The 12,715-nt window shown below is 64.7% G+C and carries 12 protein-coding genes; 10 read left to right on the top strand and 2 right to left on the bottom strand.

Annotated elements, in window-relative coordinates; all coding sequences use genetic code 11:
* Positions 1 to 369: 369 nt before the first annotated feature.
* Together VT84_RS17510 and VT84_RS17515 are read left to right on the top strand one after the other, a co-directional pair.
* Positions 370 to 1,095 (top strand): DUF6134 family protein, encoded by a 726-nt coding sequence (locus VT84_RS17510; RefSeq protein ID WP_082840428.1) that lies wholly within the window; start codon positions 370 to 372, stop codon positions 1,093 to 1,095.
* Positions 1,096 to 1,158: 63 nt separating this feature from the next.
* Entirely contained in the window at positions 1,159 to 2,199 is a 1,041-nt protein-coding gene (locus tag VT84_RS17515) for a hypothetical protein (protein WP_082840429.1), read from the top strand.
* A gap of 74 nt (positions 2,200 to 2,273) precedes the next feature.
* Here the strand turns inward: VT84_RS17515 and VT84_RS17520 are convergent, their stop codons facing one another.
* Positions 2,274 to 2,606, bottom strand: a complete 333-nt coding sequence (locus tag VT84_RS17520) for a DMT family transporter (protein ID WP_052553993.1) — start codon at positions 2,604 to 2,606, stop codon at positions 2,274 to 2,276.
* Between the two features lie 385 nt (positions 2,607 to 2,991).
* Positions 2,992 to 3,585, bottom strand: a complete 594-nt coding sequence (locus VT84_RS17525) for an RNA polymerase sigma factor (protein ID WP_052553995.1) — start codon at positions 3,583 to 3,585, stop codon at positions 2,992 to 2,994.
* Positions 3,586 to 3,728: 143 nt separating this feature from the next.
* Here VT84_RS17525 and VT84_RS17530 point away from each other — a divergent pair, with 143 nt between their 5' ends.
* The 8 genes from VT84_RS17530 (at position 3,729) to VT84_RS17565 (ending at position 12,702) form a co-directional block, all read left to right on the top strand.
* Positions 3,729 to 5,903, top strand: a complete 2,175-nt coding sequence (locus VT84_RS17530; RefSeq protein WP_162271743.1) for a serine/threonine-protein kinase — start codon at positions 3,729 to 3,731, stop codon at positions 5,901 to 5,903.
* A gap of 679 nt (positions 5,904 to 6,582) precedes the next feature.
* On the top strand, positions 6,583 to 7,530 hold the full coding sequence (locus VT84_RS17535) for a DUF1559 domain-containing protein (protein WP_052553998.1): 948 nt from the start codon (positions 6,583 to 6,585) through the stop codon (positions 7,528 to 7,530).
* Positions 7,520 to 7,909: a hypothetical protein gene (locus VT84_RS17540; RefSeq protein WP_157469578.1), complete on the top strand. Its 390-nt coding sequence runs from the start codon at positions 7,520 to 7,522 to the stop codon at positions 7,907 to 7,909. The genes VT84_RS17535 and VT84_RS17540 overlap by 11 nt, the downstream gene beginning before the upstream one ends.
* A gap of 38 nt (positions 7,910 to 7,947) precedes the next feature.
* On the top strand, positions 7,948 to 9,201 hold the full coding sequence (locus tag VT84_RS17545; protein WP_162271744.1) for a deiodinase family protein: 1,254 nt from the start codon (positions 7,948 to 7,950) through the stop codon (positions 9,199 to 9,201).
* Between the two features lie 189 nt (positions 9,202 to 9,390).
* Positions 9,391 to 9,576 carry a hypothetical protein gene (locus VT84_RS17550; protein WP_052554004.1) on the top strand — a complete coding sequence of 62 codons (186 nt, stop codon included), beginning with the start codon at positions 9,391 to 9,393 and terminating at the stop codon, positions 9,574 to 9,576.
* An 82-nt stretch (positions 9,577 to 9,658) separates the two neighbouring features.
* On the top strand, positions 9,659 to 10,819 hold the full coding sequence (locus VT84_RS17555; protein WP_052554006.1) for an ABC transporter substrate-binding protein: 1,161 nt from the start codon (positions 9,659 to 9,661) through the stop codon (positions 10,817 to 10,819).
* 36 nt (positions 10,820 to 10,855) lie between these two features.
* Complete coding sequence (locus VT84_RS17560; protein WP_082840433.1) at positions 10,856 to 11,899, top strand: ABC transporter permease; 1,044 nt, start codon at positions 10,856 to 10,858, stop codon at positions 11,897 to 11,899.
* A complete protein-coding gene (locus VT84_RS17565) occupies positions 11,896 to 12,702 on the top strand; it encodes an ABC transporter ATP-binding protein (RefSeq protein ID WP_082843335.1) in 807 nt (268 codons plus the stop codon). The genes VT84_RS17560 and VT84_RS17565 overlap by 4 nt, the downstream gene beginning before the upstream one ends.
* Positions 12,703 to 12,715: the final 13 nt, after the last annotated feature.

The raw sequence follows: 12,715 nt of genomic DNA on the forward strand, positions 1-12,715 counted from the left end.
CTCCCTTTTTACCCCGCCCAATAGGGTGGGGTGCCGGGCGCGGTCGAGGAGCGGTGCGAGTACCGCCTCGATCACGTTCGGCGAATCCGGATCGGCTCGTGTGACGTTCGGCGCCCGGCGCGGAACCGGTTGAGTGCGCGGCGCGATCACAAGCTGGTCCGGGAGGTGTTGGCAGCAGAAGGCGGTCCCGGCGGGCGGCCGGGGGGCATGGGTTCAAAACACCAAACCGGCGAATGCCCGTCATTTACCCGATAGACTGCCGCGCTACAAGCCCGAGTGGTTGGGCGGACTGGTTGGGCTTGGCGGGTTCGGGGGCACAGCGTATTACCGGGTCGCCATGCCTAATCGACACCGAAGGGTAGGGCGGCAATGGTCCGTGTGTTCAATCTGAAAGCCGGGGCCGGACTCGCGGTAGCCGTTGCGAGCTGGCTCCTGTGGCGCGCGCTGGCCCCGCGCCCCGCGGTTTTGGCGGTCGGATCGGTCGGCTTCGCTGGCGTGCCGCTCGCCGGGGCCGATGAGGTGAGGACATTCACCGTACTCGTAGACGGCAAACCGGGTGGATCGTGCGCGATCGCCACCGCGACTGCCGCGGACGGGACCGAGACGGTTGCTGTTACCACGGACGTACAAGTGAAGGCCGGGCTTTTCTCGTACACGTACCACCTCAATAGTGTCGAGGTGTGGCGCAAGGGGCAACTCGTTTCGCTGGAAGCCAAATCGAACGACGACGGCAAGAAGCGGGCGGTTAAGGCCGTCGCAAACGAACAGGGATTGGTGGTGACTGTCGACAAGGACACCCGCAAGGCCGCCGGCACCGTGCTGACGGCTACCGGTGTCCGCGTGCCGGCCGCAGACAAGGTCAGGGACGCGGTCCTCTTCGACGCGGAGGACGGCTCGGAGACGGCGGTCCGCGTCGAACCGCTCGGGGCGTGCCGTGTTCCTCTCAACGGCAAGACCATTGAGGGCGCGCGATACAAATTGACTGGCAAGGATGTTGCGGCCGAGTGGTGGTTCGATGCGAACGGTCGGGTGATCCGCCAGGAAATGAAGTGGGACGGGCACAAGGTGGTGCTGGAGCTGAACGGCGTGAAGTGACTCCGTCGGCTCGCCCCCGGCGGTCGGGGGTGACTCTCCCGTTCCACCACCACGGATGCCCGCGTGTTCCGGCCACAATTGTACTGTGCGATCGCGGTCGCGCTGGTGCTGTCGCCCGCTGTGACCGCTCAAGACCAACCGGAAACCGACGCGCCCGCGCCCACCGGCGGGCGCGCGTCGCGTGTCCCGGACGCTCTACGTTCAACGCTCGACGCGCTCGGCGCGAGTAGCGGGGTGCCCGACGGGTTCGGGTATTCCTGGTACCCGAGTGTTTCGGTCCGGGGGCAGCGAGCACGGATGGCGCTCTCGAACTTCCAGTTCGGTGCCACCGTGCCGTTTTACACCACCGACGACGATCTCGTGTTCGGCAACGGGTCCGTTCGCGCGCTCGATTTCCGCTCGAACGCGCGCCTTCCAACGGACCGGGTACGGTTCCCTCGCGCGCTGTGGGACGCCCAGGCCGGGGGCGGGTACGTCGGTCAGCTCGGGAGCGGTTGGAGTTGGGGCACAACGCTCAATTTCGGCACCGCGAGCGACCGCCCGTTCAACAGCTTGGCCGAAGCGACGATTTCAGCCCTCGCGTTCCTCCGGGCACCCGCACGCGACCAAAATGCGTGGTTGTTCTACGTCGTCAGTACGTCCAACGGGCAACTGGGGCGCAACATCCCGGTTCCCGGTGTGGCCTACGAGTACCACACGGACTGGCTCACGACGATCATCGGGTTCCCGTTTGTATCGATTGACTACCACCCGTATCGGAAGATCCAGCTCGAACTCATCTACGCGGCCCTCACCGATTTACAGGCACGTGCCAGTTATCACGTGACCGATGAGGCGCGTGTGTTCACGGCGTTCGAGTGGGCGAACCAGAGTTGGTTCCGGGCCAAACGCGCGGACCGCCGGGACCAACTGTTCCTCTACGAAAAGCGCTTGGAGGGCGGCGTGGGGTACCGGATTTACCAGCAACTGGACTTTCAGCTCGTCGCCGGGTATGCATTCGACCGATTCTTTGTCGAGAACCGCGGACTGTCGTTCCGGGGCCGGAACCGGACCGATCTCGCCCCGGGGCGGTTCATCTCGGGACAGTTGGAGTTCAAGTATTGAGATCCGGTGGCCCGCGATCGAACGTAGCCGATTGTGTGGGACGGATTCGATGATGTGAGGAAACGACAGCGGGTTCAATCGGTTCGCGGAAGGTAGACCGACAGAAACACCACCCCCGCACAAACAAGCGCCACACCGACCCATGCCCCGGGCGGCAGCCGGTCTCCGAACGCGATGTACCCGAGTAAGGCCGTGAGTGCGGTTCCCAGGCCGGACCACACAGCGTAGACAGGTCCGACCGGGAGTGACTTCAGTACGAGGGACAATAGGAACAGTGCCGCAACGTAACCCACGAGCATCCCGACACTGGGCCAGAGCCGGGACATGCCGTCCGAGCGCTTGAGAAGCAGTGTGGCGATCGTTTCGCACGCGATCGCGACCACGAGCAGCAGTCCGTGCCTGAACATTGTCGCGTCTCGCTTCGGCAAATTACTCGATTCCTGGGTTAGTGGGGGCAGTATTGCGAAGGTGACTCACTCTGCCAAGTCCAGCTCGTGACCCGCTTTTGATCCCGTGCCTTCGGGTCGTGTCGTAGCTGCGGGCGGTTGGTTACGTATCGAGAACGGAGGGCTGGCGCTGCCGTCAACGAAAGACGCCGGCGGGAACGACCCACACCGGCGCCTGCCGACTGAACTCGCCTCCCAGCCGGCCGTCAGAAGCTACATCGAATTCTCATCGCGTATCAACCCCGATTTGATTCCGGTCGCCGCTTTGTCGTTGGAGCACTCGTTGGTCGCGTGCCCGAAAGGGTTTGCGGTGTTTTCAAGTTTCAACCACGCTGCTGAATAATGGTCAGGCTCCTTCGCCCGGTCCGAGCAACTCTTGCAAGCGGTGGACGAGACGGGTGAGCAGAACCCGTGTCGCAACGTCCGACTTATTCAAACGAGCGGCCACGTCCTTTGTTGCAAGCCCCTCGACGTAGCGCAAGCGGAGTGCTTCGCGGTGTTCTTCGGGTAGAGTCGCGATTGCCTCCCGGAGTCGGACCTCGCGCTCGTCGCGAACGACGGCTTGGGTCGGGGTGGTGATACTGGCGGCGAGGAGCGCGATCAGATCCGCACTTCCCTCGCCGGCCGGAACATTCCCAGGTTGTTCGCGCTCGGCCGCTCGCTTGGACGCCGTGAAGTGTCGGTGGGCGTCGATCACGCACTGCTCGGCCAGATGGCACAGCCAGCCGAACGGGTCACGGTCCCCGAGATCGGTTTGGGGCAGTTCCCGAAGCGCCTTAATTGCGACCTCTTGGGCAATATCTTGCGGGTCCAGCTTCCCGCGCAGCGTGGCGCCGAGGCGCCCTTCAATGAACGCGACCAGGCCCGGGCGCCGGTGCTCGAGAAAAGCGGCGAAGGCGGCCGGGTCGGGCGAGGCGTCGGAGCGGGGCACGTCACTCATTGCGGAAGCTCCGGGGCGGTTCGCGGCCATTTCTCGCCGGGGCGATCGGGTGTATTGTAACCGCTCACCCGCGCCGCGGCGCCGATCTGGGCTCACACATGCAGTCACCAACCCGGCCGCCGTCACCGACTTCAACGACCCAAATGTGGTCCGTGATTACGGAGCGCCTGGAGGCGTTCGCTCACGAATGGGAGTCGGCCGGTGGGCCGCCCGAACTCGCGGCGTTTCTCGTCGCGGGGGCGCCCGACGTTCGCGGGTTGCTTCTGGTAGAGCTTATTAAGTTCGATCTCGAATCGCGTTTGCAGCGCGGACTCGATCGCGCGCTTGAGGACTACGTTAAGGACTTTCCCGAACTGGGATCGACCGGTTTACCCGCGGATCTTTTGTACGAGGACTTCCACCTGCGCCGGCGCGCGGGGCGCGATCCCCAACCGAGGGACTACTTCGACCGGTTCCCGAACCGCGCCGACGAACTGGCGCGGCTCCTGGGGGGCACCGCCGTGGCCCGCTCGACGTCGATCGTCGCGTCGCGGGCGGCGGTGTCGGTTCGTGCGGGCAGCCGGCTCGACGACTTCGACCTGCTCACGCTGATCGGGGAGGGGCAGTTCGCGAAAGTGTTTATGGCCCGTCAACTGACCATGCAGCGGCTCGTGGCATTGAAGGTAACGGCGTCGCGCGGAATGGAGGCACAGACCCTGGCCCAACTGGACCACCCGCACATCGTCCGGGTGTACGACCAGCGCGTGCTGGGCGAACGCGGCCTCCAGTTGGTTTACATGCCGTACCTGCCGGGCGGGACGCTCCAGGACGTGATTACACACGTTCGCACGGTGCCCGCCGATCAGCGCAGCGGGCGCACGCTCCTCGACGCGATCGACGCGATTCTGATGCGGCGCGGAGAGGTGCCGGCCGCGGCATCGCCCGTCCGCGCGCAGTGGGCCGAACGGGACTGGGCGACGACCGTGTGTACGATTGGTGCGAAACTGGCCGCGGCCCTCGACTACGCTCACCGACACGGGGTGCTACACCGGGACGTGAAACCCGCGAACGTGCTGCTGACGGCCGACGGTGAACCGCTCTTGGCGGACTTTAACGTCGGGTGCTGTTCCAAACTCGATGGCGCTGGGGCGATTGCTCTGTTCGGTGGCAGCCTGGGGTACATGGCACTGGAGCACCTGGAAGCGTTCGATCCCTCGCACCCTCGTGTGCCGGAAACTTTGGACGGGCGGGCGGATGCGTTCAGCCTTGCTGTGACGCTCTGGGAACTGGCTACGGGGAACCGCCCGTTCGGTTCGGAGCGGGTGACGGCCGATCGGCAGGAAACCGTCAAAGGATTAGTGGCGCTGCGCCGGAGCGGACCTACACCGGAGGCCGTGGCCGCGTTCCCGATCGGGGGCGTGCCGGGGTTGCGCGAAGTGCTACTTTCGTGTCTGGAGGCCGATCCCGATCGGCGCCCCGCGACCGTCGGAGAATTGGGGCGCGAACTCGAATTGTGCCTGCGCCCCGCCGCGCGAGAACTGGTCCGACCGGAACCCGGTGGGTGGCGCGAGGTCGTTCGCGCGTATCCGCTGCTCACCACCTATCTGCTGTCCGTGCTCCCGAACATGTTGGCGTCGGCGTTCAACATTGCGTACAATCAGGCTGAGATTATCGCACAATGGCACGCCGTGGAGCGCGTGTTCGATCAGGTCATTCTGGTCGTGAATGGGGTGTTCTTCCCACTCGGGATGGTCGCGTCCTGGTTAGCACTTCGGCCCGTGTCGCGCGCCTTGCGTCGCATCCGTCAGGGGAATTCGTCCGGATCAGACGAACGGGTTCGCGGGCGGTGCCTCCGGTTCGGCGCGACAACCGCGGCGATCTGTGTCGTATGTTGGTCGGTTGCTGGCCTACTGTGGCCGATCATCTTGCACGTGCTGGCTGGCCCGCCGCCGCAAGGCGAGGGGGCGTATGTCCATTTTCTGTTTTCGCTTATCGTTTGCGGATTGATGGCATCGGTGTACCCGTACTTTCTGGTGACGTACCTGTCCGTGACAGTGCTGTTCCCATCGCTCCTCGGCAAGAACGGACTTAAACAACAAGACCGTGAAAACTTACGGCGGGTCGATCGCACGCTCGGGTACTTCCGGGCCGCGGCGACGGCCGTGCCGCTGATCGCCGTTGCCCTCTTTGCCTCGCGCGGGGCATCGAATCCGCCCGCAGTCGCAGCGATGAGTGTGGCGGGGTTGGCCGGTGTCGGGCTGGCATTCGTGCTCGAGAGCCGGACCCGAGCCGCACTGACCGCTCTGATTGATCTGCCGGTCCAAGATCGTAACGTGTAGCACGCCGTCTCGCGGCGCGGTGATTTCTGTTGCTTCTGATGGGACGCTTGTGTAAGTTTGGGACGTTCAGATTTCACACGCGGATCCGATGCTCTCTCCCTCCCTCATCCGCCGTTGCGGGTGGGCCATCGCGCTCGTCGCGGTTGCCTGCTTGTCTCCTAACCGGGCAGAAGCTCGGTGTGGCGGGCATTCGTCGGGGGGATTCTTGCCGCTCATCGAATCGAACGCGGACGCGCCGCGGTCTCAATTGGCCGATCGTTCCGAGTCGGCGCCGTGCCCCTGTCAGGGGCCGAATTGCTCGGGCGCTCCTCTACGAGATTCGTTCCCGGTCCCTCCCGTTTCGTCTGTGCCAACGCAGATCAAGGACCAAATCCCACGTTTCACCGTGCCCGGTGGCAGTGAAACGAAGCCGCTCTTTGAACGTGATTCGTCATCTCCGCGCCCGATCCTTCGGGTCCCCTCGGTCTTTCACCCTCCGCGACTCGGCTGATCCTGTCAATTACGCCCACATTGCGCGCTGGCACCGGCTCACGCTGGTACCGGCTCGAATCGTGTGGCCGTTTTGACAGCCGTTGGTGGCACCTTTATTGGTGCCGAGCCACTGCCAATTTAGTGCGCCCGCTTTTGGGCGCGTTCGCGGTACCGGTGTTTGCATTCTTCCCAAGACCGAGCCCTCATCATGTATCGTTCATCTTCCCGCTCCGCGGGCTTTACGCTGATTGAACTCCTCGTTGTTATGGCTATTATTGCGATTTTGATCGGATTGTTACTCCCGGCCGTGCAGAAGGTGCGTGAGGCGGCTGCGCGGATGAAGTGCCAGAACAACCTCAAGCAGATCGGGTTGGCACTACACAATTTCCACGATTCCAACAACAAGTTCCCGAGCGGCGGGTTGCCACCGACTACAACGTCCGGCTCGCAGTTCTCTGCACTGACCCAGATCCTGCCGCAAATGGAGCAGGACAATGTGTACAAGTTAATCGACTTCCGCGTACCGCCGACGGACGCGGCGAATACCACCGCGCGCAACACGACGATCGGCGGGTTCCGCTGCCCGTCGGACCGCGACAACCCGATTCCCGCGTCCGGGGCCGCGACGAACTATATGGCCAACACGGGCACCATGCCGTTTTTTGTGATCCCCAATCCCGCACTGTACAACGGCGTGTTTTACGTGAATACGGCCGTCGGGTTCGGGGACATCACCGACGGAACGAGTAACACCGCGTTCTTCAGCGAGCGGCTGCTGGCCGACGGCAGCAACGGGATCGTCAGCCCGATCGAAGACGTGTTCTTCAATCCCAGCGATCCGGCGAACGCGGACGTGGCCCACACCACGTGCTTGGGTGTGGACACGGCGAACCTCGCCAATCAGTTCCCTCTGTTCATGGGGGCACCGTGGATGCACCATCAGCACCGCTACCAGCACATTTCTCCTCCCAACGGCCGCTCGTGCGGGTTCTTCGTGGTCGGCAAATCGACCATGCCCCCGAGCAGCCGGCACACCGGCGGGGTGAACGTGCTTTTGGGCGACGGTGGGGTGCGGTTCGTTCGCGACAGCATCGATCTTCAAACGTGGCGCGGGCTCGGCACGCGGGCGACTGGGGAGGTGCTCGGTGACTTCTAAACTGACCCGTTTCGTGGGAACCGTTATGCTGTGCCTGACCACGGTCGGGTGTTCGGACGGGCCGCGCCGGGCCGCACCGGTGGAACCGGACAAGGCGCTTGCTGCCCTTCGGACCACGCTCGATGCCTGGAAAGCGGGGCAGAAGATCGAGTCTCTCGGGAACGAGAATCCGCCGATCGTCGCCCAGGATTTCGACTGGATGGCCGGGGCGAAGCTCATGGAGTACAAGCTCTTGGGTGACGGAACTCCCGAGGACGCGAACCTCCGCGTTCAGGTCCAAATCACTGTTCGCGACGCGCAGGGGCGCACTGCGACCAAGACCGTTACCTACGTCGTCGGCACCGATCCCAAACTGACGGTGTTCCGCGCGATGGAATGACCGCGCCCGTTCGTCTCGATCACCCGGAGGTTCATCCCATGCGGACTCGATTCTTCGCAGCGCCGGTTCTGGCCGCGCTGCTCATTGCACCGGGGCCGGCCGCGGACGCGCCGAAACCGGTGGTGCTGCCGAAGCTCGACCCGGAAAAACTCAGCGACCCCAAGGAGGCCGCAGCCGCGGTCGAACTCGTTGAGAAGCATTTCGCGGGTGCGCCGCAGCCCGAAGCGGTGCGGATGCTGGTCGCGATCCTCAAGGGATCGCAGTTGAACGGCACCGACGGCTGGTTCGGTCCGTCCGAGTCGCGGTACACCTGGAAGTGGTTGGTCGAGTACAACCAACTCGATCCGAAGGTGACCGCGGTGCCGCGCGAAAAGTTCCGCGGGTCGGCCGCGCTGTTTGACACCCTCGACCGTGACGGCGACGGGAAGATCACGCTCTCCGACCTCGACTGGTCGGACCGCAGTCCCTTTGTGCAACAGGCTAACATGCTCACGCGCATGTTCCGCCGGTTTGATATGTCCGGCGACGGGCGCCTCACTCGCGAGGAACTGGATGAGGTGTTCAAGCGACTGGCGGGCGGGAAGGACCACTTCACCGCCGACGATTTCCGCCGTGCGATGATCCCGCGTGGACCGGCCGGGTTCTCCCCGGGGGACGGCCCGACAATCCCGGTGCTGGTGAAGGGGTTGTACGCGGGCGAGATCGGGTCCATTCAAGAAGGCCCCAAGGTCGGAGTCACAGCGCCGGACTTCACGCTCAAGTCGGTGGACGGCAAGGAGACGGTGCAGCTCTCGAAGGAGACCGGCAAGCGCCCGGTCGTGTTGGTGTTCGGGAACTTCACCTGCGGGCCGTTCCGTGCCCTTTACCCGGACGTGGACGCGCTCTTCGAGCGGTACAAAGACAAGGCCACGTTCATCATGGTCTATGTGCGCGAAGCTCACCCGACGGACGGGTGGAAGATGGAATCGAACACCCGGTTCGGCGTCGCCGTGAAGCAGCCGACGACCACCGCGGAGCGGGCAGAAGTGTGCGCCCAGTTCCGTAAGAAGCTCAACCCGGGGCTGCCCGTGTTCGTGGACGAGATCAGCGACCCGGTCGGTAACGCCTATAGCGGGATGCCGGCGCGCCTCTACGTGATCGACGCGAAGGGGAAGGTCGCGTACAAGAGCGGGCGCGGGCCGTTCGGCTTCAAACCGGGTGAAATGGAACAGGCGCTCGTGATGAGCCTCACCGAATCCGCCCCTGTGAAGGCGCCGAAGGCCGACACGAAGGCCGAGGCCCCGAGTAAGTAACGTTCGAGTGCGATATCGGCGCGGACCGGCCCGCACTCCCGCTCGCGGTGAGAATTTAAATCTGAACCGGCGCGACGCAGGTCACGTAAACGGTCTGAGTTGGGTACTGGCTCCGATCCCGGATCGGGTGAGGTCCGCGGTGTTCGCGGGCCGATCCGCCGGGAGAGCATATTCACCAGGAGATTGGCAATGGCGAACGACGAAGTGCTCGCGAACCAACGAACGATTCTAGGGAACCAGCAGCAGATCCTGACCAACCAGGCGAAAATCGAGGCCAATCAAGCGGTGATCCTGGCCAATCAAGCGAAACTCGACAAGATGTTGGCGAACCAGGAAACGATCCTGGCGAACCAGGAAAAGATCCTCAAGAAGTGATTCCGCTCTCGCCCGCCGGAACCGTGCCGGCGGGCGGTATCATGGTACGAGAACTCAACGGCCGCCCACACGAGGCTTTCAGATGACCAGTACGTCAGCGCGCCGCCGACCGCGCACCCGGTTCGTTGTCGCGGGGCTGTTCGGGGCGGTCGCTCTCGCTCTCCTTCCGGTCGGGTGCGGTAAGAGCGGCCAGACCGGTGACGACCCCGGGAAGATCAAGGTCGCGTACCTCGGGTTGACTTGCGAGGCGCCGATCTTCGTCGCCCAGGAAAAGGGGATGTTCGCCGAACAGGGCGTCGACGTCGAGGTCGTCCGGACGGACTGGGACGGGTTGCGCGAGGGACTCGCCAGCGGGCAGTTCCACGCGAACCACACGCTCGTGATGTACATCCTCAAGGGCGTCGAGAAGGGGAGCGACTTCAAGATCACCGCGGGCGTCCACACCGGCTGCTTGCGGGTCCAGGTGCCCCCGAATTCGCCGATCAAGAGCGTCGCGGAACTGAAGGGGAAGCGGATCGGGGTGCCGTCGAACATCGGCAGCCCGCCGGCCATGTTCGCCAGCCGCACCCTCGCGGCCGTCGGAATCGATCCCACGGTCGAAGCGAAGGAAGTCACCTGGGTCGCGATGGACCCGGTCCAACTCGGGGCGCGGCTCCAACAGGGCGAACTCGACGCGATCGCCACGTCCGACCCGATCGGCACGATTCTGGAAGGGAACAAGGTCGTCCGGACCATCGCCGACCAAGCGAAGGACCAGCCCTACGCCGACGAATACTGTTGTGCGGTGGTGGTGAACGGGGATTTCTCGCGCAAGTACCCGGCGGCAGCAGCGAAGGTTACTAAGGCGATTCTGAAGGGCGCGAAGTGGGTGCAGGAGAACCCGAAGGCCGCGGCCGAACTGGGGGTCGAGAAGAAGTACATCACGGCCAAAGTGGATATTAACACCCAGGCGCTGATGCAACTGAAGTACGTCCCGGGCGTGGCGAAGGGCAAGCGGAGCGTTGAGCAGGCGGCCGAGGACATGAAGAAGGCCAAGCTGCTCAGTGCGTCCACGGACCCGGCGGCACTGGCGAAGCGGGCGTGGGCCGATCTCGACGGGGTTACCGACGAGTGGGTCACCGCCCAAGCCGTCGAGCGCATCGATGGCGCCCGCCCCGCGCGCCTCCGGCCCGATCTGTTCGCGGCTCTGTTCGATGGCGGCAAGGGAAACTGTCTCTGCTGCACCCGCTGCTGCATCGAGTGATCGGTCTCATCCTGCTTTTTGTGCGGAGATAGCTTGATGGCCTCGAACCTCGCCGACCCCCAGGCGGGTGTTGCCGTGCCGGTTGTTCCCCGACCCGGCACCGGTACTATTAGCCCGACACTCCAGGTTCTTTCCCCGGTTCTCGTTGCTACCGCGGCGCTAGCGGTTCACCGGTTCCTTCCCGCCGAACAGCTCGCGCCACTCACGTGGTTGGATTCGCTACCGGCGTGGCGCCAGCCGTATCCCGTGGCTCTGGTCCTGGTCGCGCTCGCGGCCGTGCTCGTCGCGCTTGCGCAAGTCGCGGTCCCGGCGCTGCGGGGAATGGTGCGCCACAACGCGCCGCTCGTGGCCGGCGCGGTCGGCGTCGCGACCGTGTGGGAACTCGTAACGACGAAGCTGAACTGGCTCCATCAGCCGTTCTTTCCCGGCCCGAACGAGGTGCTCGGGGGGATGATCGAGGACCGCACGATCCTGATCGAGAGCGCGTGGCACTCGCTCCAGTTGCTCCTCACCGGGTACGCAGTCGGGGCCACCGCGGGGCTGGTCACGGGCATCGCCGTGGGCTGGTTCCCGCGCGTGCGGTACTGGGCTATGCCCGCGCTCAAGTTCATCGGCCCCATTCCCGCCACCGCGCTCATCCCGCTCGTGATGACCATCTGGAAGGACTCGTTCACCTGCGCGGTCGCGCTGATCGGGTTCGCGGTCTGGTTCCCGATGACCATCCTCACGTCGTCGGGCATCGCCAACGTGCGCCTGTCGTACCTCGACGTCGCGCGGACGCTCGGGGCCGGTCGGTTCTACCTGATCTTCCGCGTCGCGCTTCCCGCCGCGATGCCGAACATCTTCATCGGCCTATTCATGGGGCTGGGGGCCTCGTTCCTGACGCTCATCGTCGCCGAAACTGCCGGTGTCCCGGCCGGGCTGGGGTGGTACCTGAGCTGGCAGAAGGGGTACATGGAGTACGCGAAGATGTACGGCGCGCTGGTTCTCAGCGCGGTGTTCTTCTCCACCCTGATGACGCTCCTGTTTCAAGCACGCGACCGGGTTCTGAAGTGGCAAAAGGGGGTCATCAAGTGGTGAGTGACGCGGTCGGGGCGGGGGAGGGGGCGGCCCTCCGCGCGCGTGCGGTGGGTAAGACGTTCGCCACCACCGAGGGCACCCGCGTGGTCGCGCTCGACCGGGTGGCGCTCGACGTCGGGGCCGGGGAACTGGTGTCGCTGGTCGGGCCGAGCGGGTGCGGGAAGTCCACGCTCCTGCGCCTGGTCGCGGGGTTGGATCTGCCGACCGAGGGCGAATTGTGGGTCGGCTCGACGTTGATTACCGGGCCGAGTGCGGAGCGCGGGGTCGTTTTCCAAGACCCGAGTCTGTTCCCCTGGCTGACGATTCGGCGGAACATCGAATCCGGGCTCGTGGCCCGCGGGGTGCTTCGCAGCAAGCGGCACGAGGTGGACGAATACCTGCGGCTGGTCGGGCTGGAAGGGTTCGCGAACGCCTACCCGCACCAATTGTCTGGCGGGATGGCGCAACGGGCGGCGCTGGCCCGGGCACTGATTAATCATCCCCGGGTGCTGTTGCTCGACGAACCGCTCGGCGCGCTCGATCAGTTCACCCGGATGCGCATGCAGGACGAAATTCTGCGGATGTGGCAGGCGCGCGGGACGACGATGCTCCTCGTGACCCACGACATCGACGAGGCCTTGTACCTCAGCGACCGGATCGCGGTCATGACCCCGCGCCCGGGGCGGATCGACCGCATTCTGGACGTCGACCTCCCGCGCCCGCGGCAGCGCAACGACCGCCGGTTCCTCGAACACCGCGCCCGGCTCCTCGAACTGCTCCACCTCACCGGCGGAATCGAGGAACCGCTCATCCCGGGCGCGTAGCTCTTTTTGCTGC

Source organism: Gemmata sp. SH-PL17 (assembly GCF_001610855.1).
Classification (GTDB): Bacteria; Planctomycetota; Planctomycetia; order Gemmatales; family Gemmataceae; genus Gemmata; species Gemmata massiliana.